The sequence below is a fragment of the Marisediminicola sp. LYQ85 genome (assembly GCF_046600695.1).
In the GTDB taxonomy this organism is placed as follows: domain Bacteria; phylum Actinomycetota; class Actinomycetes; order Actinomycetales; family Microbacteriaceae; genus Marisediminicola.
The window spans coordinates 239,484-260,430 of sequence record NZ_JBKIWO010000002.1; the positions used below are offsets into that span (position 1 = coordinate 239,484).

Annotated in this window: 22 protein-coding genes; 13 read left to right on the forward strand and 9 right to left on the reverse strand. The window is 64.2% G+C overall.

Annotated elements, in window-relative coordinates; translation table 11 throughout:
• The first annotated feature begins 27 nt into the window (after nt 1-27).
• The 7 genes from ACLHG5_RS09430 (at nt 28) to ACLHG5_RS09460 (ending at nt 6,917) form a co-directional block, all read left to right on the forward strand.
• On the forward strand, nt 28-765 hold the full coding sequence (locus tag ACLHG5_RS09430) for a type II CAAX prenyl endopeptidase Rce1 family protein (RefSeq protein WP_411318584.1): 738 nt from the start codon (nt 28-30) through the stop codon (nt 763-765).
• A 140-nt stretch (nt 766-905) separates the two neighbouring features.
• Nucleotides 906-2,354 carry a polysaccharide biosynthesis tyrosine autokinase gene (locus tag ACLHG5_RS09435; protein WP_411318585.1) on the forward strand — a complete coding sequence of 483 codons (1,449 nt, stop codon included), beginning with the start codon at nt 906-908 and terminating at the stop codon, nt 2,352-2,354.
• On the forward strand, nt 2,351-2,941 hold the full coding sequence (locus ACLHG5_RS09440; protein WP_411318586.1) for a low molecular weight phosphatase family protein: 591 nt from the start codon (nt 2,351-2,353) through the stop codon (nt 2,939-2,941). Before ACLHG5_RS09435 ends, ACLHG5_RS09440 begins: the two co-directional genes overlap by 4 nt.
• On the forward strand, nt 2,938-3,927 hold the full coding sequence (locus ACLHG5_RS09445; protein ID WP_411318587.1) for a WD40/YVTN/BNR-like repeat-containing protein: 990 nt from the start codon (nt 2,938-2,940) through the stop codon (nt 3,925-3,927). Before ACLHG5_RS09440 ends, ACLHG5_RS09445 begins: the two co-directional genes overlap by 4 nt.
• A 79-nt stretch (nt 3,928-4,006) precedes the next feature.
• Nucleotides 4,007-5,500, forward strand: a complete 1,494-nt coding sequence (locus ACLHG5_RS09450) for a sugar transferase (RefSeq protein WP_411318588.1) — start codon at nt 4,007-4,009, stop codon at nt 5,498-5,500.
• Nucleotides 5,501-5,502: 2 nt separating this feature from the next.
• Nucleotides 5,503-6,402, forward strand: a complete 900-nt coding sequence (locus ACLHG5_RS09455; RefSeq protein ID WP_411318589.1) for a glycosyltransferase family 2 protein — start codon at nt 5,503-5,505, stop codon at nt 6,400-6,402.
• A 314-nt stretch (nt 6,403-6,716) separates the two neighbouring features.
• Nucleotides 6,717-6,917: a hypothetical protein gene (locus ACLHG5_RS09460; protein WP_411318590.1), complete on the forward strand. Its 201-nt coding sequence runs from the start codon at nt 6,717-6,719 to the stop codon at nt 6,915-6,917.
• A 21-nt stretch (nt 6,918-6,938) separates the two neighbouring features.
• On the opposite strand, the gene ACLHG5_RS09465 is transcribed toward ACLHG5_RS09460, so the two are convergent.
• The 6 genes from ACLHG5_RS09465 to ACLHG5_RS09490 all read right to left on the reverse strand — a co-directional run bounded on the left by ACLHG5_RS09465 (nt 6,939) and on the right by ACLHG5_RS09490 (nt 13,007).
• Nucleotides 6,939-7,715, reverse strand: coding sequence for a glycosyltransferase (locus tag ACLHG5_RS09465; protein ID WP_411318591.1), 777 nt, complete (start codon nt 7,713-7,715; stop codon nt 6,939-6,941).
• Nucleotides 7,648-8,904 carry a putative colanic acid polymerase WcaD gene (locus ACLHG5_RS09470; protein WP_411318592.1) on the reverse strand — a complete coding sequence of 419 codons (1,257 nt, stop codon included), beginning with the start codon at nt 8,902-8,904 and terminating at the stop codon, nt 7,648-7,650. The genes ACLHG5_RS09465 and ACLHG5_RS09470 overlap by 68 nt, the downstream gene beginning before the upstream one ends.
• On the reverse strand, nt 8,901-10,097 hold the full coding sequence (locus ACLHG5_RS09475) for a glycosyltransferase (RefSeq protein WP_411318593.1): 1,197 nt from the start codon (nt 10,095-10,097) through the stop codon (nt 8,901-8,903). The genes ACLHG5_RS09470 and ACLHG5_RS09475 overlap by 4 nt, the downstream gene beginning before the upstream one ends.
• Before the next feature lie 69 nt (nt 10,098-10,166).
• On the reverse strand, nt 10,167-11,552 hold the full coding sequence (locus ACLHG5_RS09480) for an oligosaccharide flippase family protein (RefSeq protein WP_411318594.1): 1,386 nt from the start codon (nt 11,550-11,552) through the stop codon (nt 10,167-10,169).
• The gene (locus ACLHG5_RS09485; RefSeq protein ID WP_411318595.1) at nt 11,510-12,352 is read right to left on the reverse strand and encodes an alpha-1,2-fucosyltransferase; all 843 of its coding nucleotides are present in this window, start codon (nt 12,350-12,352) and stop codon (nt 11,510-11,512) included. The genes ACLHG5_RS09480 and ACLHG5_RS09485 overlap by 43 nt, the downstream gene beginning before the upstream one ends.
• 55 nt (nt 12,353-12,407) lie before the next feature.
• Nucleotides 12,408-13,007: an acetyltransferase gene (locus ACLHG5_RS09490; RefSeq protein WP_411318596.1), complete on the reverse strand. Its 600-nt coding sequence runs from the start codon at nt 13,005-13,007 to the stop codon at nt 12,408-12,410.
• Nucleotides 13,008-13,050: 43 nt separating this feature from the next.
• Between ACLHG5_RS09490 and ACLHG5_RS09495 the strand changes: the two genes are divergently transcribed.
• From ACLHG5_RS09495 to ACLHG5_RS09510, 4 genes are all read left to right on the forward strand, one after another.
• Complete coding sequence (locus ACLHG5_RS09495; RefSeq protein ID WP_411318597.1) at nt 13,051-14,277, forward strand: glycosyltransferase family 4 protein; 1,227 nt, start codon at nt 13,051-13,053, stop codon at nt 14,275-14,277.
• A gap of 338 nt (nt 14,278-14,615) precedes the next feature.
• Entirely contained in the window at nt 14,616-14,834 is a 219-nt protein-coding gene (locus ACLHG5_RS09500; protein WP_411318989.1) for an acyltransferase, read from the forward strand.
• 176 nt (nt 14,835-15,010) lie between these two features.
• Nucleotides 15,011-16,042 (forward strand): GDP-mannose 4,6-dehydratase, encoded by a 1,032-nt coding sequence (gene gmd, locus ACLHG5_RS09505; protein WP_411318598.1) that lies wholly within the window; start codon nt 15,011-15,013, stop codon nt 16,040-16,042.
• Nucleotides 16,039-17,019, forward strand: a complete 981-nt coding sequence (locus tag ACLHG5_RS09510; RefSeq protein WP_411318599.1) for a GDP-L-fucose synthase family protein — start codon at nt 16,039-16,041, stop codon at nt 17,017-17,019. The genes gmd and ACLHG5_RS09510 overlap by 4 nt, the downstream gene beginning before the upstream one ends.
• Before the next feature lie 188 nt (nt 17,020-17,207).
• Here ACLHG5_RS09510 and ACLHG5_RS09515 read toward each other — a convergent pair whose 3' ends face one another.
• Nucleotides 17,208-17,594 (reverse strand): VanZ family protein, encoded by a 387-nt coding sequence (locus tag ACLHG5_RS09515; protein WP_411318600.1) that lies wholly within the window; start codon nt 17,592-17,594, stop codon nt 17,208-17,210.
• A 215-nt stretch (nt 17,595-17,809) separates the two neighbouring features.
• Here ACLHG5_RS09515 and ACLHG5_RS09520 point away from each other — a divergent pair, with 215 nt between their 5' ends.
• On the forward strand, nt 17,810-18,904 hold the full coding sequence (locus ACLHG5_RS09520) for an acyltransferase family protein (protein ID WP_411318601.1): 1,095 nt from the start codon (nt 17,810-17,812) through the stop codon (nt 18,902-18,904).
• Nucleotides 18,905-19,031: 127 nt separating this feature from the next.
• Here ACLHG5_RS09520 and ACLHG5_RS09525 read toward each other — a convergent pair whose 3' ends face one another.
• Nucleotides 19,032-19,988 (reverse strand): L-lactate dehydrogenase, encoded by a 957-nt coding sequence (locus ACLHG5_RS09525; protein ID WP_411318602.1) that lies wholly within the window; start codon nt 19,986-19,988, stop codon nt 19,032-19,034.
• A 99-nt stretch (nt 19,989-20,087) separates the two neighbouring features.
• On the opposite strand from ACLHG5_RS09525, the gene ACLHG5_RS09530 reads away from it, so the two are divergent.
• Nucleotides 20,088-20,420: a thiol-disulfide oxidoreductase DCC family protein gene (locus ACLHG5_RS09530; protein ID WP_411318603.1), complete on the forward strand. Its 333-nt coding sequence runs from the start codon at nt 20,088-20,090 to the stop codon at nt 20,418-20,420.
• A 49-nt stretch (nt 20,421-20,469) separates the two neighbouring features.
• On the opposite strand, the gene ACLHG5_RS09535 is transcribed toward ACLHG5_RS09530, so the two are convergent.
• Entirely contained in the window at nt 20,470-20,946 is a 477-nt protein-coding gene (locus ACLHG5_RS09535; protein WP_411318604.1) for a VanZ family protein, read from the reverse strand.
• Nucleotide 20,947: the final 1 nt, after the last annotated feature.

A 20,947-nucleotide genomic window follows, 5' to 3' on the forward strand; every position in this document is an offset into this window, starting at 1 on the left:
GCCGCACCATCGTCTAGTTTGGGCTCCATGGCCTCCCCCGCTCTCGCGCCGCCGCAGAGGCGCACGCTCGAGCTCACGGTCGCCGTCTTCGCTCTCGGCGCCGTCGTTCTGCTGCTCGCGGTCGTAGAGTTCGCGCTCTCTCGGTATCTGATTCGGGATGCCGCGGTGGGCCAGCTCGTGAGCTATCTCGTCGTGTGGGTTCCGCTGCTCGGTGCGGTGCTCTACGCCTCGCGTCGTTTCGGGTCGGGCTCGCTGCACCGCGACCTCGGGTTTCGGGTGCGCCCCCTCGACCTCCTCTGGGGCATCGGCGTGGGGCTGCTCGCGCGAGCCTTCGCCACATTTCTCGAGATCGCCGTCAACGGCGGCCCGTCGACGGCCGCCCTGCAGCTCGGCGGCCCACTCGCCGCAGATCGCTTGACGCTGTGGTTCGTCACCGCCGCTGTCGCGCCGCTCGTGTTCGCTCCACTCATCGAAGAGCTCTTCTTTCGCGGCACGGTGCTGCGCGCGATCGCGCCGATCGCCGACGCCCGCCCCACGCCGCGCACCGCGATCATCGCGATCATCGCGAGCAGCATCGCCTTCGCGATCATCCACGTGGTGGGAGCACCGTCGACGTCGGCCATGCTCGTCGCTGGCGGCTCCACGCTCGTGTTCGGTCTCGCGAGCGGCGTGCTCGCGGTGCTCACGGGCCGACTCGGCGCGAGCATCACGGCGCACGTCACCTTCAACGCCCTCGTGGTGCTGCCCGCGCTCGCCGCGCGCTGAGCCGCTGAGTCGCTCCTCGGTCGTCGGAGCCGTCGGAGCGCCCGACCGGCACCGATGGGCCGTGCCCGCCGACATCCGTGCAAAAATACCTCGCGGGGGGACGATTTTCGGCCCGTTCGCACTCGACGAGAGGCCGCCGCGTGGAACTTCGCGACTACATCAGCATTCTCCGCAAGAGTTGGGTGACGATAGTCGTTCTCACCCTCGCGGGTGTGGGGGCGGCGTCGGCGTACTCGATCCTGCAGACCCCCACCTTCACAGCCACATCGAAGGTGTTCGTGTCGACACCCTCGACGGGCACCACGTCGGAGCTCGCGCAGGGCAACACATTCACGGTGCAGAGGGTCAAGACCTACTCCGACCTCGCGACCACACCGATCGTTCTCCTACCCGTGATCGCGGCCCTCGACCTCAACGAGCCCGCCGGGTCTCTCGCGGAACGCATCACGGCATCGGCGCCGCTCGACACCGCGATCATCGACATCACTGTGACCGACACCGACCCGGTGCGCGCGGCGGAGATCGCGAACGGCACCTCGGCGAGTCTCGCTCGGGTGGTCGAGAACATCGAGACGCCCGACGGCGACGACGCCGCGAGCCCGGTCAAGCTCACGCGCGCGCAGGAGGCGACCGTTCCCTCCGTTCCGGTCTCCCCGAACGTGCCACTCAACATCGCCCTCGGTCTTCTCGTCGGGCTCGCGCTCGGCATCGGTGCCGCGGTGCTGCGCGAAACCCTCGAGACCCGCATCCGCAACGAGCGCGACGTCGAGCAGATCACCGACGTGCCGATCCTTGGCGGCATCGTCTTCGACCCGAAGGCGCAAGACCGCCCCCTCATCGTGCACGTCGACCCGCGAAGCCCCCGTGCGGAGTCTTTCCGCACCCTGCGCACCAACCTGCAGTTTCTCGATGTCGGCCGCGCCGACCGCAGTTTCGTCATCACCTCGTCGATCCAGAGCGAGGGCAAGAGCACGACGGGCGCCAACCTCGCCATCGCTCTCGCGGATGCCGGCTCCCGCGTGCTGCTCATCGACGCCGACCTGCGCCGCCCGAAGGTCGCCGACTACATGGGCGTCGACGGAACCGTCGGTCTCACAGACGTGCTCATCGGCCGTGCCGAGCTGCAAGACGTCATCCAACCCTGGGGTCGCGCCGGACTCTTCGTGCTTCCCGCCGGTCACATCCCACCGAACCCGAGCGAGTTGCTGGGTTCGACAGCGATGAGCGGCCTCATCGCCGAGTTCAACCGCGCGTTCGATGTCGTGATCTACGACACTCCTCCGCTCCTGCCGGTGACCGACGCGGCCATCCTCGCCAAGAACGTCGGCGGCGCGATCGTCGTGGTCGCCGCGGGCCGCACGCACAAGAACCACTTGCGCGGCGCTATCTCGGCTCTCGACAACGTCGGTGCCGCCGTCTCGGGTGTCGTCGTGACGATGCTTCCGACGAAGGGCCCGGACGCCTACGGTTACGGGCGATACGGCCACGGCTACGGCTACGGCATCGAGGAGGAGAAGCCCGCTTCGGCGAAGGCCAAGGCACGCGAGCGCAAGAAGAACGTGAAGCGCACCGTGCGAGCCGGCGGATGACAACGCACCCGCTCGCCATCCTCGTCGTCTGCACGGGAAACATCTGCCGCTCGCCGATGGCTGAACGCGTTCTGGCGGCGAAACTCGAGCGAGCGGGCGTCGCCACCGTCGTGACGAGCGCGGGAACCCACGCGCTCGTCGGCGCACCCATGACCGACCAGGCGCGGGCCCTGACCGAGAAGCTGGGTGCTCCCGGCGCCGATCACCGCGCACGACTGCTCACCGCCGACCTCGTGGCGAGCGCCGATCTCGTGCTCACCGCGACGCGGGAGCACCGGCACGCGGTGGTCTCGCTGCACCCGCGGGCCGCACGCTTCGCGTTCACCCTGCGCCAGTTCGCGCGACTCGTCGACGACGTGGAGTTCGACGGCAGCGGCGTTCATGACGGGCCGACCCTCGTGACCGAGGCGGCGGCGCTGCGCGGTCTCGTTGCTCCGCCGGCGACGCCCGAGCTCGATGACATCGTCGACCCCTACCGTCGCAGCCAAGCCGTCTACGACGAAGCGGCAGAAGCGGTCGACGCCGCGGTGACGACGATCGTGACGGCACTGCGCCAGGCTCACACCGTCGTGCGGCCACAGTCGTGACCGCCCGCGCACGCTTCGCCCCCCGTGATGGGTCGCGGCGTCGCGGGTGGGTCTACGCCGGGCTTGCCGCGTTCCTCGTCGTCGACGTTCTCCTCGTGAGCTGGGCCATCAGCGCGGTGTCGGCATCGAACGAACCGACCGAGCAGCCGCGAGAGGTGTCGATCACGGCGCCGCAAGCATCCCCTGCTCCTCCCCGAGATGACGCCGACAGCGACAGCGACACCGACGGCGCGGCCGACGCCCCAACAGCGGTTCCCCCAAGCAGATTGCTCGCCGCCGTCGACGGCTCGACCGCATGGCGAGCGACGACGGGTGAGTGCGGCGTCGCCACCGCCGCCCCCGAGGTCACGACGGATGCCGGCACATCGTGGGCGACCACCGATGCCTCGACCGAGACCGGTGTGACGGCGCTTCTGCGACTCGTGCCCGCGAGCGCGGAGGTGGCATCGTTCGTCGGGCTCGCGCAAAACGACTGCACGCCCATCGCCGTGCGCACCTTCGTCGGCGGAGGCGACTACGCCATCGATCCGGCGGGCGTGGCGTCGACGTGGCACGTCGACCCCTCAGACCGTTCGGCGGTCGTCTCGCCCGCTGGCGCTGTCGATGCGCCGTGCGACACCGTGGTCGACCTCGCGGCACGCAATGCCGACGAGGCCGCGGTGCTGTGCGACGACGGCGCCGTGTCTGTCACGGATGACGCAGGCACTTCCTGGGCCACGCCTCGCGTCTTCGACGGCGCGATCGCGCTCACGCGATCAGACGAAGGGTGGACGATCGCCGCTGTGGGGTCGGATGACTGCGCCGGCGTCGAGATCACCGCCGTGACCGATGCACTCGCGCCGGGCGCCATCGGGTGCCTCCCCCTCGACCAACCAGCAGCAGACCTCCCGGGGTCGGTCGCCCTCTCGGCGGCCGACGGCACCCTGTGGGTATGGACGGATGAGGGAATGGCACGCAGCACCGACGGCGGTGCCTCGTGGCTCTAGCCCCACCGCATACGCCGAGCCTGAGTTACGCTCGGGAGCGCGGTCAGCGTTGACCCGTTCGCACAGCGGGGGGATCAGCATGAGCACCGACAGGGCAGGTGACACGACCACCACGCCCGCGCCCGCAACCGCGCCACGGCGTGACTGGCGGGAGATCTACGCTCGGCGTCTCATCGTCACCGATTTTCTCGTGCTCGCGTGGGTCACGTTCGGTGTGCAGATCGCGTGGCTCGGTTTCGACACGCGCGATGTCGCCTTTCGAGGTGACGCCGACGAGCTGGCACTGAACTACACCGGGCTGTCGGTGATTCTGATCGTTCTGTGGATGCTGCTTCTCGGGCTCACCGGCACCCGGAGCCATCGTGTGATCGGGTCCGGCCCCGACGAATACAAGCTCATCGCGACGGCCACTTTCCGCCTTTTCGGGCTCGTGGCGATCGTCGCCTACCTGTTTCGCATCGATGTCGCCCGCGGCTACATCCTCATCGCGTTCCCCGCCGGCGTCTTGGTGCTCATGCTGTCTCGATGGATCTGGAGGCAGTGGCTCAACGTCGAGCGGCTGAACACGCGATTCGTCTCGCGAGTGCTCCTCGTGGGGTCGGAGGTGACCGCGACGCACCTCGCGCGCGAGCTGGCCCGCAATCCGGAGGCGGGTTACGCCGTGGTGGGGGCGTGCTTGCCCACGGGGGCAATGGGCGGAACCCTTCCGGGAACGACCGTGCCCGTGTGCGGGAACATGGGCGCCGTGCTGCCAGCGATGGAGGCGACGGGGGCCGACACTGTCGCCGTCACGAGCGCCGAAGAGTTGACCCCGCGCGGCATCCGCGAGCTCAGTTGGAGCCTCGAGGCGGGTCGCTACCACCTGATCGTCGCCCCGAGCCTCACCGACATCGGCGGCCCGCGCATCCACACCCGGCCGGTCGCAGGGCTTCCGCTCATCCACGTCGAGACCCCGAAGTACAGTGGCCTCAAACACCTCAGCAAGCGCCTCCTCGACCTCGTGGGCGCGGTTCTCATCCTCGTCGCGGCGTCTCCCATTTTTCTCGTCGTCGCCGTGCTCGTCAGGGTCAACGACCCCGGCCCGGTTCTCTACCGCCAGGAGCGGGTGGGCCTCAACGGCAAGCATTTCGACATGCTCAAGTTCCGCTCGATGAGGGTCAACGCCGACAGCGAGCTGCAGAGCCTGCTCGAGTCGCAGGGCACGAGCGGGCGCCCCCTCTTCAAAGTCGACAACGACCCCCGGGTCACCCGGGTGGGCGCGTTCCTGCGCAAGTATTCGCTCGACGAGCTGCCCCAGCTGCTCAACGTCATCCGGGGCGACATGAGCCTCGTCGGGCCGCGTCCGCAACGAGACGGCGAAGTCGAGTTGTATGACTCGGCCGCTCGCCGCCGCCTTCTGCTCAAGCCGGGAATGAGCGGGCTCTGGCAAGTGAGCGGGCGCTCCGCCCTGTCGTGGGAAGACAGCATCCGCCTCGACCTCTACTACGTGGAGAACTGGTCTATCGCGGGGGATCTGATCATCCTGTGGCGCACCTTCCGCGCGGTGATCGCGCCCGGGAAGGAAGCCATCTAGACATGTCCTCGACTTCACGATCTGCAGCATTGGGCGTGGTGATCCCCGCATTCAATGCCGAGGCGAAGCTCCCGGCGGCGGTCGAGAGCGCCCTCGCCCTGGGTGTGTCGCCTGAAAACGTCATTGTTGTCGATGACGGGTCATCAGACCGAACAGCAGAGGTGGCGTCAACATTGGGGTGCACGGTCGTCAGTCAACTGAACGCCGGCGCCGCCTCGGCTCGGCGGGCGGGTGTCTTGGCGACCTCGCTCCCCTACGTCATCTTGCTCGACGCAGACGACACTCTAGAAGTTGCCGGAATCGACGAGTCCTTCGCTCTGGCCGAACGCTCTGATGAATGGGCAGCGGTGATGGGAGGCACTCTGGCTTCACCCAGCGAGCATGGCCACCACGTGGCAATGAATCCATGGCCGGAAGGCGTCAGCGTCGAGACCTTGCTCCGACGCGGTTTCTCGCCGGGACCCCCCGCCGCGTTCCTCTGGCGAACGGCCGTGCTCCACGATATGTACGCATCGAGCCATCCCTTGCTCGCACCGGCTTACGCGGAGGACTACGAGATGCTCATTCGCGGCGCAAAAGCAGGTCTCATCCTGACGCACACAACGCCAGCATGTCGCTATGCCCTCGTCGGAGGAAAATCTGCGAGGGCGCCGCTCGCCGACAACCGTGCCGCCGAAGTCATTCGAGTGCACTATGCGCACCAGTACGGTGTTGCTCTGACACCACGACGCGACTCGGAGCTGCGAAGCATGGCCCACTTTCGAACGGCATATAGCAAGACCGGGTGGGCCGGCGCGCCGGGTCGTGCACTGCACTATCTTCTTGCCGCTGTTGCGGACCCGCGCTTCGTCTCCGGACTTTTTCTTCGCAAGATTCGCCGCTCGTTCGCGAGGCACTCCTGATGAGCACACGTAATTCTCGCAGCGACTGGGCCGTCGATCGGTCTCGCTACGGCAAGGGGGCCTGGCTGGTCCAACCTTCTTACTGGGCGGTGGGCATCTACCGTTTCGGTCGATGGACGCTCACAGCCCCCCGGCTCGTTCGGGCTCCTGCCCATGGCCTCTATTTCTTGGCCTACAGCTTCATTCGCCTGGCGACCGGAATTGAAATTCCGCGAGGCGCTCTAATCGGGCCCGGTCTTCTGATCCACCACTTCGGGGGCATCATCATCCACCCACAAGCGCGGATCGGCGCTCGTTGTGTGATGCGTCAGGGAGTGACCGTCGGGACCCGGCACGACGACGGCAGACCACCTCGAATAGGTGACGATGTGACCATGGGGGCGTACGCGCAAATCATCGGAGACATCGATGTGGGCAACGCTTGCACGATAGGCGCCATGACGCTTGTCCTCGACGACGTCGAGAGCGGCGCGACCGTCGTGGGCAACCCCGGCAGGGTAATCAGAACAGGTTGAGTTCGAATTTCGGCCCGACTCTCAAGATTGTTGTTCACTTGCGGTTCGTGACCAGAGCCGAGCTTGAATGCGTCTGCCCGTGCGGCTTGCCCAGTGCTTGATCTGACTAATGAGTCGCAACAGCTTCGGCGTGTGAAGGATTGTTGCTTGAACACGGGCGGCCTCAACCGCCACCTGTCGGGCGTGATTGAAAGAGGCCCCGTCCATCCGGAACCTCGACACTGGCAACGAACTACTCCGTGCCGTGACGCCATTGCTCATCAGCTGGGCCGTGAACTGGTAGTCCGCGGACATGCGGTAGGACAGGTCATAGCGGACGTCGCCGAGCTCGCTTCGGGGGTAGAAGATCGCTTGATGCGATGTTGGCAAGCCGTGCCAGAGGTAAGACGGGGGCCTGGGGTCTCGCTCGATACTCCGCGCCCCGATCTGCAACTCGTAGGCACACATCAGTATCGAGGCGGGCTCCAGTCGCAATTCCTTTCTCAAACGTTCCCAGTCGGCCAGGCACTCGTCACCACCGTTGAGGAACCAGACGAACGAACCGGTGGATCGGTCGATCCCCTTATTCATCGCGTCGTAGATTCCGCCGTCCCGCTCGGACTCGATTGACGCCCAAGGGTACGTCCGACGGAGACGCCCGACGTCGATGTCAGATCCGCCGTCCACTACGACGAATTCGATCTCCCCTGCTGAGTCCGCGGCGAGCTTCGACAACGAATTCAGAGTGCGCTCAAGACCCTCTGGATCTTGATAGGTGACGGTGATCACGCTCAGGCTCTGCCCCGACTTCACTGCCATGCCCCGATGCTCTCCTTCTTTCTACGGCACCCACATAAGCGACCACCACGATCCAGGTCATGATTCCGAACTCCGGCGCAACAATGCCGCCCGAGAAGATGAGTGAACCCAGCAACCAGGCCGGCACCACCCATTCGTAGCCGGAATTCACTCCCTTCAGAGGACGCAGGGCGTTCGCGATCGCCCACGCAGCCATTGCCAAGACGGCGACTAAACCGAGCCACCCGAAGTAGTAGATGACGACGTAGATCCCGTTGTCGAGCGATGCCGTTTCTTGTACCCCGAACATGGTGAGCCCGTAGGTTCGAACGACATCGTAAATCGACCCGAGGGGGAGCCCGAACGGATAGGACTGCAAGACATCGGCGACGACCTCGAGGGGGGCGAGAAGACGATAGTTGGCACTCGATCCGGTGTCCGTGATCGAGGCCAATCGGTCGATGAGTGAGCCGCCGAGCACGCCGACGAGAGCAAGCGCCGCGACAGCTATTGGCACTGCAGTTCTCGGCCTAGAACGAATGCCTATCAACGCAACTATGGCAAGGAAAACGAGCAGTCCCGTCGCCGATTGGGCCGCAGCGAGTCCTGACAACGCCAAGACGATTGTGAGTCGCACCGCCTTCCCTGTACAGAGCAGTGCCGTTGCTAGGGAGGCGATTACGAAGGCGTTATACGACGGCTCGAGAAAAAATCCCTGGGCTCGGGGAACTGTCACGAACTCCAAGTACGGCATGTACTGGTTTTGGAACTGAAACTCACCGAAAATGTTGAACAGACGATCGGAACCAAGGGCCCCGGTGATCACCTGCCCCACTGAGAGGCCAACCACGACGATCAGCGAGGCTCTGATCCACGACCAGAATTCCGCCGCGTTTACGAGTTCCGTGCGCAGGCCCGCAGACGCAAGAACGATGAAGCCAGATGTGACGAGGAGTAGGCCGAGAGTCGAGAAGTAGTTTGCCGGATCTGCGAATGCGGGGGCGAGCAGGGCGGCGAGGGCACTGAGTCCGATAAGCACGGCCCAGGTCACGCTCAGGCGGACGAGAGGTATCCGCTTGGACGCCACCAGGAGAACGCATGACCCCACCAGGAACCCAACGGTGACCCGGAAGCTGGACAATTGGAACAGCTCGAAATGCTGGAAGACGACAGCTGCGAAGAGCAACGCCCCGGTTGCTTTCGCCCTCATCGCTTGGTCTCGCTTACGAGACGCTTGTAAACCGCGACGTAGTCAGCGGCCATCCGTTCAGGATCGAAGACCGCAACATCGTCCTGTCCTCTCTGGGCCGGCTTATCCTCCCGCGCGGCTGCTTCGAGCTCACCCGTCGAACTGAATATTCTGACCGCCGGGTGCCTTTGGAACTCCCTCGCGGCCTGCGAATCGACTGCATAGACCTCGAGGCCCGCGACCAGAGCCTCAGTGATCGTGAGGGGGAAGTAGTCGATGCGGGAGGTGAAAATCAACCGATCGTGCTTCATCATTTCTGTCGCGAGGTCTGCTCGATCGCTTATCGCATCCACCCACCTCGGCCCGGCGAAGCGCTGGGGAGCGTCGCTCCCCACAATCGTCAAGCTCTGCCCGTCGATCGAGGCGATTGTGCGCAAGAGCTCCCAGTCGACCTTGCGGTCGTCTCGCAGATCCCGACACATGAACAGATTCCGAGTCGGCCGCTCTCGTTTCGATGTATGTCGCGATCGCGTTACTGACCAGAACAACGGGTCAACGGAGTTCGTGATCGTCTCGACTCCGGAAAAGGAAGCCTGCCTCGCCTCATCCGCCAACCACTCAGCGCACGCTACGAGCGCGACCGGAACCGCCGCTTGCAGTCGTTCGATATCGCGTCGACGGTCTACCCACCGGGGCGCGGCCATGTCGATCACGGCGGGTGGGTAGGCCTGCAAGTCGGGGCACTTCTGGCAACCCGACTCCCATAGGCGGCACGTTCCGGGCTGCGCGCAGCGCCCGGTCATAATCCACTGGTCGTGGAGCGTCCACACGACGGGTTTGCGCGCGTCGATCAGAGCGTCCACCAAGACCGGCAAGTCGACGATGTGGCTATGGATGGCATGGAGATGCACTACGTCGGCATCGTCTATCGCTGCCCGCAGATTGCGCCAGTGTCGACCGGAGACGATCCGTGATTCGCGTCCGACAACCGAATACGCGAGACGGTTGACGGCCGCCACCGGCTTGGGGGTTATGCGAACTGCGTCGTATTCATTCTCAAGAGGAGACGCCCGACCCCCCTTGCTGTAGCCGTAGGCGAACGGACTAGCGATCCCATTAGCCGTGAGGGTGTCTGCGAGAGTCCTCGCGACCCCCGCTGCGCCTCCCTCAGATAGTCGAACGTTGACCTGCAGTACCTGAGTGAGGGCGCTCATAACGCCGCCCAGTTCGACGCGGAGTCCGGATTCGTCAATCGCGCGCCCGCTCGCTCGTTCATCTCTGACTCAAAAGTCATATCCCCAGAACCCTGAACTCGTCGCGACAAAAGTGAATAGAGCTGCCATTACCACCCAAACAACTACCAAACGCAAGGCAAGCTTGCCTCTCCCGGCCGGCAGCAACTGTCGATGGAGAATGACCAATATGACGGACTGCAAACCTGAGGCCCCCACCAGACCCACCAGGGCGCCTTGCGTGCCCCCGATGATCGCACCGCCGATCACAACCAGTGGCGTGACCATCATCGCCCCAAAGTGCGCCAGCGTTTGCGCGACGCGAGAGGTGATCTGGAGAAGCCACGAGCAGTACCCCCCGAGAGCCAGCGAGGGAAGCATGCACGCCATCGCCGAGATCATCACGTTGACCATCGGCCATCCTGGACCGAATAGAACGGCCTGGATGATTGGCGACACAGCGATGATCACGAGCCCCGCTGCGACCGCCACGATCTCAAGAACCCGGAGGATGCGATTCCCAAGGACTGCGTCGTGTCGCCCTTCCGAGACGTAGGAGCGGGACAGCTTATCGAGCAGAGCAGGACCCAGAGAAAGCTGCACTTGCGTCAGCGGGACGACGACGATCTGGTAGCTGCGGGCGTAACCCGCCGCCGCAGCCGCGGGGATGATCCCCGGCAGCAGCCCCGAGTCAAGCGAACGACTGAGGTATCCGGCCAAGTTAAGGGGAATCACTCGAAGCCCATAGCGAATCGCGGCGAGCAGAGCCACGTGTTCGGGGAGACTCACCGCGTCCACGCGCTCACGCCCCAGGATGATCGTCAGTGAGAACCGAATGACTGCAGTGAGCACCAGTTGGATTGTGAGAGCAATTCCTGATCCATCGTCGAGCGCGATGACTATCGCCGCAGCCATACCCAGGGCATTAGATGCGACATCGACGAGCGCCATCGTCTTGTACTGCTGGCGCAGGACCAGACGCGCACGGGCAACTTGCGTGGCCATCTGGCCGACCATGGCCAGCTCGAGAAGAATCGATTCGAGAAGTGTGATCGGGTCATCGAGCAAAACGCCATTCGCGACGACGATCCCTACCGCCAGAAGAATGCCGCCGGCCACGGCGGAAATGGCAGCCATCCGACTCGCCGCTCTTGCGACCTCCCGCCCGCCACGCCGGACGACCATGAAGCCTTGCGGGGATAAGTCGACGAGCAGCGAGGCTGCGGTGAACAGGAAGAGAATGACGGCGAATTTGGCGTACGGCTCGGGCCCGAGCACTCGCGCGAGCACGGCGAAGCCGCCGATTGAGATGAGGAGGACAACACCCTGACCTGCCGGGAGCCAACCGAACCGGCGTGCGTATCCGAAGACGCGCGCGAAAGGAGGTCGCGGTCTCACTTGTTTTCGACGCGGAGCCAGCCCCGCCGAGTCGGCCACTGTGTTTCGTCCCGGTCCAAGAACCAGCGAGCGGGGGCCACGACCCTCCCTCGAGATGCGAGCTGCTCCGCCGCCCACCACGAGAAAGTGCTGTTCGGGATCACCAGGTCACCGGCGTGGGCCATGAGCGCCAGAGTCTGCAAGTCGGACTTCACATCTGACCGACCGATTATCTGGTCTCGCCGCACCCCGAACTCTTCGCGGACGTATTCCGCATCGTCCGTGAAGAACACAGCGTCCTTCATGGGGTGCCCGAGAAGGGAGAACGCCTCTTCGTAGTAGGCGGGACCTAGGAGTCCGAAAGTGCGTCGGGCCGATTCAAGACTCACGTAATCGCCGCGGCGAACGTGAGCAACGGGCCTGCCCGCGACGAGATCGCGGGTGGCCAAGTAGCGATCGTCGATCACTATCGAGCCAAGCAGTCGTTGAACCTCGTCCGTCCCGCCGAAGAGACTCTCCTGATCTTGAAAATAGCCAACCATGAGGGATGGGCCTTCGGCTGCGGCTTCGATGCTCTGAGTGATGGGGACGCCCAGACGCGCGGTAGTTGTCCTCACGCCGCCAGCCCGGTGGTGTGGTGGGCCGACGATGACATCTTCGAAATGACTGGTGAGCTGTATCGAATCGAGCAGCGGTCGGAGAGAGAAGCCTCTCAGCGAATCACGCCAATAGCTCGACCGGGAGACGAGGAGCGGAAGCCCGGCGCGACGCGACGCTGTAAGACCAGCATTCAGTTGGAAAAGTTGATTGCCCAGCCCGCCCTGAATCCACACCGTCGTCGAACGCTTTAACCTGCTCATCGCAGCCAATCTTGTCGGGCCGGCATGGAAATGCTCGCACCACGCTCGGTGCGGTTCATCCTCGTCCGCCCCGGTCGAACCGAAGGCCGACCTCAGCCGGTGAACGGGAAGAATCGAATATGGTGTTCGACTTGACGTCCCCCCGGACGACGGAACCGGGTGTGATCAACGCCGACACGCCGATCTTCGAGCCGCCCAGGATTATGCAACGGGCAGTCACCCACGCACCCGCCTCAACGATGACTGGTTTCGTTATGAGGCCCATGTCCGTTCGGTGGGCATGGCTACCGGTCGTGACGAATGTGTCCTGCGACAGAACAGCGTCGTGCCCAATGGACACTTGATCCTGGTTGTGAATCCACACTCCTTCGCCGATCCACGCCCGATCTCCGACGCTCAATTTCCACGGAAATCGAACACGAGTCCGAGGCCGGAAGATCACGTTCGCGCCGATTTGCGCACCGAAGAACCGGAGCGCCCGCGTGCGAATCGAGGAGCTGATCTGCCAAGGGTTGGTAATGAGGAGCAACTCGACAACCGCCCAGGCATAAACCACGAGGCGCGGCCGATCCCAAGACTGTTTCTCGCCAGGCGCCTTCGATAGGTCGATTATGGGGATGTCATCTGGCCGCAACTCGGCGGAATCGTCTCTCACACTTCCCCCAAGTCTGCCGTCGACGATCGAATAGGGTCAGCCCATGGATGCGATCGGTCGCGTGGCGATACTCAGTCTGCACTATCCGCCCGAGGCGTCCGGCAACGCCCCCTACGTGGGCGGGCTCGCCGAAGGACTGCGCGCACGCGGAGCGCGTGTATCTGCGATCACCACTCACCCGCACTACCCGGCCAAATCGTTCGACGGCATTCGTCGACCATGGACCAGTCGAGAAGACCAGGGAGGCGTCAGCGTCAAGCGTTTAAGCCACGCACGAGCGCGAACGTCAAGCAACACGAATCGACTCGCGGCCGAACTGTCTTTTGGGGTGCGCCTTGTTTTCGCCAGATGGAACCGCCCAGATGCCATCGTCGTCGTCTCCCCGGGGCTTTTCCCGAGCGCGATGGCACTTCTGCGCGCGCGCCTGATTCACCCGAGGACAAGGGTCGTGATGTGGGTTCAGGACATCTACACGCTCGGCCTCTCGGAGACCGGCTCGGGCTCCGCAGCGTCGGCCAAGATCATCCGCTTGATCGAAGCGTGGTCGTTTCGTCGGGCCGACCACTTAGTCGTCATACACCCCCGATTCGCGGAGTACGCCACAACGCACTTGGGGATGCCGACGGAACGAATCGAGGTCATTCGCAATTGGACGCACTTGACCCCACAACCTCAGGTCGATCGAGAGACTACGAGGTCGAAGCTGGGTTGGAGACCGGACGAGACGGTCATCCTGCATGCGGGCAATATGGGGGTCAAGCAGGGACTGGAGAATGTCGTCGCAGCTGCACGCCTCGCGGACAAGCGCAATCTACCGCTCCGCTTTGTGTTACTCGGGGACGGCAATCAACGAGCCCGCCTCGAAGTCGAAGCTCGGGGAATAGATCGCATCGACTTCCTCGATCCACTCGCGGATGACGAATTCGTGCCGGCCTTGCACTCGGCTGACGTGCTGCTGATAAACGAACAAGTTGGGGTCGCGGAGATGTCGGTCCCCAGCAAACTCACCTCCTATTTCGACACAGGGCTTCCCGTCGTGGCGTGTACAGCATCAGTTGGAGCCACAGCTGACGAGATGAATGCCTCCGAAGGAGGACTGATCGTTGGGGCGGGCAACCCGGAGCAGCTGATAGAGGCATGCCTTGCGCTTCGCGAGGCACCGGTGACGGCGACAACGTTGGGCACGAACGGCAAGGCCTACCGGTCTCGAGTTCTCGACTCACGATCTGCACTAGACCGATTTGGTGCGGCTGTGGCTGGCACAGAATGAGGACTCGTTGGCAAAGGCGCGGCCACCCGGCAGTTGCCGATATCTCCGCCACACGCCGCCCCATGACCGCGGCCAGGCGCTTTACCCTTTTCGTCGCAGCCCGAGCGCCAATCACTGCTGCCCGCAGGTGGCGCTTGCTTGCGCTCGCAGGGCTCAGTTTGCCGGGCGTTGGCATCGAATCCGACGTCAAGTTCTGGAACACCAACCTCAGAGTCGGACACGGCTCCTATCTGAACCACGGGGTGACCTTCGAGGGCACAGCGCGCGTGACACTCGGGACGAAGGTGGCGCTGGGGCCTGAGGTGCTCATATTGACTTCGACGCATCAGGTCGGGTCAATGAACTGGCGGGCAGGAAATGGGGAGGTGCTCCGCCTACCCGTCACGATTGGTGACGGTGCTTGGGTGGGAGCGAGGGCGATCATTCTCCCCGGAGTAACCATCGGGTCCGGGTGCGTCATCGCCGCCGGTTCCATCGTTCGGGCGGACTGTGCTCCGAACACAATGTGGGCAGGAATACCCGCTGCGCTGAAGAGGCGCCTGGATACCAATGACTGAGGGCCCTGAGAACGCAGGGCTCGCCGTAGCGAGGCGTTTACGACCGCGGGCGCAATGGCAGCTGGATCCGTGTTCCACTGGATTAGGCTTGCAAAATTGGCTCGGTAAGGCTCTCATGAGCGAACCTGGCCTCAAGGGCATACATCGTTGCGGTAAGTGGTCACCGGGGGACTGACATGGCAAAGCGCGCGTTCATTACGGGAATCACCGGCCAGGACGGCTCCTATCTGACCGAACTCCTGCTCTCAAAGGGCTACGAAGTTCACGGTCTCATTCGTCGTTCGTCGAGCTTCAACACGGCTCGAATCGACCACCTCTACGTCGACCCGCACAACCCGTCAGCCAAGCTGTTCTTGCACTACGGCGATCTCAGCGATGGCGGTCGAATGGCCACCCTCCTTGCGAGCATCAACCCCGACGAGGTCTACAACCTCGCAGCCCAGTCTCACGTGAGGGTCTCCTTCGATGAGCCCGAGCACACCGCCAACACAACCGGCCTCGGCACGGTCCGGCTGCTCGAAGCGGTGCGGATGGCCGGCATCGACACGCGCTTCTACCAGGCGTCGAGCTCGGAGATGTTCGGCGCGACGCCCCCGCCACAGAACGAGGAGACGCCGTTTTACCCCCGCTCGCCCTACGGCGCGGCGAAGGTCTACAGCTACTGGATCACCAAGAATTACCGCGAGGCCTACGACATGTTCGCCGTCAACGGCATCCTCTTCAACCACGAGTCCCCACGCCGCGGCGAGACCTTCGTCACCCGCAAGATCACCCGGGCTGTCGCCGCGATTCAGGCGGGACAGCAGGATGACGTGTATCTCGGCAACCTCGACTCCGTGCGCGACTGGGGCTATGCAGCGGAGTACGTCGAGGGGATGTGGCGCATGCTGCAGGCAGACGAGCCCGAGGATTTCGTTCTCGCGACGGGCGGCAGCTACACGGTGCGCGACTTCGTCGAGGCCTCCTTCAGCCGCGCCGGGCTCGACTGGGAGAAGCACGTCAAGTTCGACGAACGCTACCTCCGGCCCACCGAAGTGGACTCCCTCATCGGTGACGCATCAAAAGCGAAAGACAAACTCGGGTGGGTGCCTGAAGTAGATACAGCGGAACTCGCTCGCATCATGGTCGATGCCGACATCGAGGCACTTAAGCACCAGGGCGGCACCTGGGTGGATGAGCCGAAGCTCGCCTCGTGGGGAACCAAATGAGGTCGAGCGACGAGCTCGACTTCACCCCGGCACCTCTCGACCGGAACGCCCCGCTGTACGTCGCCGGGCACCGCGGTCTCGCGGGATCGGCCATCTGGCGGCTTCTCGAGAACCAAGGCTTCACCAACCTCATCGGTCGTTCGTCCACCGAACTCGATCTCACCAACCGCCAGGACGTCTTCGACTTCTTCGCCGAGACCCGTCCGCGATACGTCGTTCTCGCTGCCGCGAAGGTCGGCGGAATCCTCGCCAACAGCACCTACCCGGCAGACTTCCTCAGCGAAAACCTGCAGATTCAGGTGAACGTGCTCGACGCTGCGCTCGCAGGCAGTGTCGACAGGCTCCTCTTTCTTGGTTCATCGTGCATCTACCCGCGGCTAGCCCCCCAGCCGATCACGGAAGACGCCCTCCTCAGCGGGCATCTCGAGCCGACGAACGACGCCTATGCCATCGCCAAGATCGCTGGCATCTATCAGGTGCAAGCTGCCCGCCGTCAGCACGGCAAACACTGGATCTCGGCGATGCCCACGAACCTCTACGGGCCCGGAGACAATTTCTCACCGCAGGGCTCGCACGTGCTGCCCGCGCTCATTCGCCGATATGACGAGGCAGCGGCCTCCGGGGCCACCAGTGTGACCAACTGGGGAACCGGGTCGCCCCGGCGCGAGTTTATGCACGTAGATGACATGGCCGCCGCGTGCCTGCACCTCCTCGAGCATTACGACGGCCCCGAACAGGTCAACGTGGGCACCGGGACCGATGTGTCGATCAAGGAGATCGCAGAAGCAATCGCTCAGGTGGTTGGCTACACCGGCGAAACAAAATGGGACACGACCAAGCCCGACGGCACCCCGCAAAAGCTGCTCGACGTTTCGAAACTCGCGGAAGCCGGATGGCGGTCAAAGATCAGCGTCGCCGACGGACTTGAAGCAACAGTCCAGTGGTACCGCTCGAACGCCGATACGCTTCGCAGGTAGCGCCTGGCCGTTGCGGCCCGTTTGCGGCACATGCAGAAGAAAGGTCTCACAGTCGGCGGGGATGGGACCCATTGATGGGCAATGGTCGCCGCGCCCTCGCGCTGCTCAAGTCAGGCGACTGGAAAATGATCGCGGTTGCGGTGCCGCGGAGCATCCGGATGACTTTCTGCAGGACGCCGGCGGACCCATCACCCACTAGCGGCGACCGCTGACCCGATGATGGCGCCTGACACATTGGCGCCCACGTCTGCGTAGGAAGCGAAACGCTCGGCCAAGAGCATGAACTGCACCAGCTCGATCGACATCGAGACTCCGAGGGCCACGATGGGAGCGAACCACCAACTGACCTGGGGGAATGACAGCACCCCGAGAGCTCCGAGGGGGATGAACATCGCCACGTTCGCGAGGAACTCGACGCGGTCGTACGTGATGAACTCGAGGCCCGACTGCTGCAAAACGGCGATGATGTCGAGCAACTCGCTCACGAATGACCGGTCGACCGGCGTGGGCCACAGCACTATCGCCAGGCAGCAGAGCGCATAGAGGCCGAGCAGGGTGCGAAAGGCGTGAACCATGCTGCCCGTCTTCACAAGGAGAGCCGACGTCGAGAAATCGCCAGCTAACGCCGGAGCCTACGCTGTCGCGGGCCATCGAATTGGCTCGGAATGCGGCGCGGCACCGTTCGCCTGCCAGCGATTGGTTCATTGGCCAGACGAGAGCGAGTGCCCGAGCAGGTTCTCACGTGAGTGGCGTGCCGATGACCGGAATGCGCGGGACTAGCATTCACGCCATGGGGGAAACATCTAGGGCTATGCGCCTCGACTCGCTCACCAGCCTGCGGTTCTTTGCAGCGCTTCTCGTATTCCTTCGTCATCTCGTGCCTGCGCTTCAGGATGCCAACGCGACGCTTGCTGCGTCGCTTCTGCTCCACGCCAATATCGGCGTGTCCTTTTTCTTTATTCTTAGCGGGTTCGTGCTCGCGTGGTCACAGCGCGACGGTGACACCAAGGCCCGGTTTTATCAGCGGCGCTTCGCCCGCGTTTGGCCTAGTCACGCGGTGACTTGGCTTATTGCGCTCACGCTGCTCCTGGCGCTCGGTGAGCCGGTCAATCCGCTTACGGCCGTCGGTAACCTGTTGCTGTTGCAGTCCTGGGTTCCGGATCAAGCCGTGTTTCTCTCGATAAATTCGGTGAGCTGGTCGCTCTCGTGCGAATTGCTTTTTTACCTGACATTTCCGTTACTGTTCTCAACGTTTCGCAGGCTGCGCGATCGCGACCTCTACGTTGTCCTCATTGGATCAGTCGTCGCAATCTTCACGGTCGCGTATTTCTCGACTCTTCTCGATCTTCAGTCGGCGATCTGGCTCACCGAGTACTTCCCGGTTGCACGGCTCCCAGAGTTCGCTATCGGAGTGAGCGCTGCTGTGCTGGTGTCTCGCGGGGCGATTCCAAGGATCCCGCTCGGAGTCGGCGTAGCAACTGCACTCCTGGGATACGCGTCGGCGAGTATCCCAGGAAAGGTCGCATTCCTCCCCCAGGAAATCGGATTCGTCGCAATGACGGTCCTCCCGCTCACCGTTCTGATCGTGGCCGCTGCACAGTTCGACATCTCCGGAGGGAACTCCCTCCTCCACGCACGGGTGCTTGTTGTACTCGGCCAGTGGTCTTTCGCCTTCTATCTCGTGCATCTGTTGGTCATCGAGGCAGCAACGAGGCTCGGACTTTTCGGGGACTCTCTAGTCACGGTGGCACTTGCGGGGAGTGTGAGTTTCATCGTGAGCACATTCGCCGCTGGGGTACTTCACAAAGCAGTCGAGCGCCCGGCGGAAAAGCGGCTGCGCCCAGCCGAGACTCCCCCGCGCGCGCAACACACCTCCCTCGCCTGACCCTGTCAACGCGCAACGTTTCGGGACACCGTCGACCTACGGCCTGGAGGTGAGTGGGTTCGCATCGCAGAGCGCGACCAGTGACGTGGCGTCCGCAAAGCATCTCCCGCATTCAGCTTCGCTCTCGTCAGCGGCGCACAGTGTCGACAGCAGCGCGAAGTGCATCCGCCGACGCGTGCAACTGCTCAAGCTCGCCGCCATCCATCGGCACATCGAGCACGCGCTCCACACCGGAGGCGCCCACGATCGAGGGCACGCTCAGCGCGACGCCGTCGACACCGCGGTAGTTCTCCAGCACCGAACTCACCTGCATGATGGCGCGCTCGTCGCGCAGCACCGCCTCGACGATGCGCGCCCCCGAGAGTCCGATGGCGTAGTTGGTGGCGCCCTTGCCCGCTCTCACGCGCTCGGCGGCGTTCACCACGTCGTGGTGGATCTGCTCGAGCACCGGCTCGGTGAACACGACCTCGCCGTCGCTGTCTGTCCACTCGCGAATCGGGGTCGGGCCGATACGGGCCCCCGACCAGAGAGCGAACTCGCTGTCGCCGTGCTCCCCCACGATGTGGGCGTGCACACTGCTCGCCGCGATGCCGGCGCGCTCGGCGATGAGCCAGCGCAAGCGCGACGAATCGAGCGCTGTGCCCGACGAGAAGACTCGGCCCGGCGGCAGCTGTGCGATCTGCTGGGCGACGACAGTGAGCACATCGCACGGGTTGGTCACGAGCAAGAACACGGCGTCTGGCGCGCGCTCGAGCAACTGCGGCATGAGCGACTCGAGGATGCCCGCGTTCGTCGCCGCGAGGTCGAGCCGCGTCTGGCCCGGCTTCTGCTTCGCGCCCGCCGTAATGACCACCATGTCGGCACCGGCCAGCGCATCGATGTCGCCCCCGCCCGTGATGTGCGACGAGCCGATGAACGGGGTGCCGTGAGCGAGGTCGAGCACCTCGGCATCCGCCTTCTCGCCGTTCACATCGAACAGGGCGACCTCGCGGGCAGACCCGCGGATGAGCGCGGCGTAGGCGAGCGACGAACCCACGCTGCCCGCGCCGACGATGGCCAGTTTGGTGGTGCCGGTGACAGTCATGGGGCCAGTGTGTCAGCGCACGGGAGCCCGCAACAGGGACCTTCGGCCCAGGCCCGAAAGTGCGACAATGCGCGCGCGGCGGCCCACTAGCATTCGACCATGCCCACCCTGCTCTACGACGGCGACTGCGGATTCTGCACGGCGACCGCGCGGTGGCTCCACACCCGCGGGGGCTTCGAAAAGCGAGCCTGGCAGGGCGTCGATGACCTCGCCCGGTGGGGCCTCACGCACGAGGACGTGTCGAACGCCGCACACTGGATCGACGATGACGGAGTCGTGCACGGCGGCCCCGACGCGATCGCCCACGCAATGGTCGCCCGGGGCGGCGCCGCAAGGGTGGCCGGGCGGCTCATCGTGAGGCAACCCGTGCGGTTCTTCTCGAAGATCGTCTACCGCTGGGTCGCGAAGAACCGCCACCGCCTGCCGGGTTAGGCGGTCGCTGCCCGCGCCGACGCAGCGGGCCCGGTGAGGCGATAGGGGCTCAGGGCCTGGGCCCGGTTCGGCTCTGCTGCTCGCCGCTGAACCGCTCCACCTCGGTCGACGTCGACAGGCTCCTCTTCGCTCGACGCTCCCGCGCGGCGTGCACGACGTAGGCCCCGAGAACACCGCCGACGAGATTGGCGACGACATGCAGCCACGAAGCGAAACTGCGGTCGAGAAAGAAGAACTGCACGACCTCGATGAGAACCGAGAACTGGAAGCAGTAGATCGGTGTCACGAGCCAGAAGCGGGCTCTCGAGCAGAGAGCCAGCAGACACCCCAGCACCACGAACATCAGCACGTTCGTCAGCAGGTCGAACCGCGCCGCCATCATCGCGTAGGCCACCAACTGCTGCGCCCTCGCCCACCCCGACAGGTCGTCGGCCATCAGCAGGTCGAGAGGCACCGGCACCAGAATCGCCAAGACGCACGCGATCGCCCAGAGCACGAGCAGGGCGCGCAGCACTCCAGTCATCATC

Coding starts and splice junctions, on each gene's coding strand:
- ACLHG5_RS09430 (WP_411318584.1), top strand. CDS start 28: ATGGCCTCCCCCGCTCTCGCGCCGCCGCAGAGGCGCACGCTCGAGCTC.
- ACLHG5_RS09440 (WP_411318586.1), top strand. CDS start 2,351: ATGACAACGCACCCGCTCGCCATCCTCGTCGTCTGCACGGGAAACATC.
- ACLHG5_RS09450 (WP_411318588.1), top strand. CDS start 4,007: ATGAGCACCGACAGGGCAGGTGACACGACCACCACGCCCGCGCCCGCA.
- ACLHG5_RS09455 (WP_411318589.1), top strand. CDS start 5,503: ATGTCCTCGACTTCACGATCTGCAGCATTGGGCGTGGTGATCCCCGCA.
- ACLHG5_RS09465 (WP_411318591.1), bottom strand. CDS start 7,715: ATGGCAGTGAAGTCGGGGCAGAGCCTGAGCGTGATCACCGTCACCTAT.
- ACLHG5_RS09470 (WP_411318592.1), bottom strand. CDS start 8,904: ATGAGGGCGAAAGCAACCGGGGCGTTGCTCTTCGCAGCTGTCGTCTTC.
- ACLHG5_RS09475 (WP_411318593.1), bottom strand. CDS start 10,097: ATGAGCGCCCTCACTCAGGTACTGCAGGTCAACGTTCGACTATCTGAG.
- ACLHG5_RS09485 (WP_411318595.1), bottom strand. CDS start 12,352: ATGAGCAGGTTAAAGCGTTCGACGACGGTGTGGATTCAGGGCGGGCTG.
- ACLHG5_RS09495 (WP_411318597.1), top strand. CDS start 13,051: ATGGATGCGATCGGTCGCGTGGCGATACTCAGTCTGCACTATCCGCCC.
- ACLHG5_RS09500 (WP_411318989.1), top strand. CDS start 14,616: ATGAACTGGCGGGCAGGAAATGGGGAGGTGCTCCGCCTACCCGTCACG.
- gmd (WP_411318598.1), top strand. CDS start 15,011: ATGGCAAAGCGCGCGTTCATTACGGGAATCACCGGCCAGGACGGCTCC.
- ACLHG5_RS09510 (WP_411318599.1), top strand. CDS start 16,039: ATGAGGTCGAGCGACGAGCTCGACTTCACCCCGGCACCTCTCGACCGG.
- ACLHG5_RS09515 (WP_411318600.1), bottom strand. CDS start 17,594: ATGGTTCACGCCTTTCGCACCCTGCTCGGCCTCTATGCGCTCTGCTGC.
- ACLHG5_RS09520 (WP_411318601.1), top strand. CDS start 17,810: ATGGGGGAAACATCTAGGGCTATGCGCCTCGACTCGCTCACCAGCCTG.
- ACLHG5_RS09525 (WP_411318602.1), bottom strand. CDS start 19,988: ATGACTGTCACCGGCACCACCAAACTGGCCATCGTCGGCGCGGGCAGC.
- ACLHG5_RS09530 (WP_411318603.1), top strand. CDS start 20,088: ATGCCCACCCTGCTCTACGACGGCGACTGCGGATTCTGCACGGCGACC.
- ACLHG5_RS09535 (WP_411318604.1), bottom strand. CDS start 20,946: ATGATGACTGGAGTGCTGCGCGCCCTGCTCGTGCTCTGGGCGATCGCG.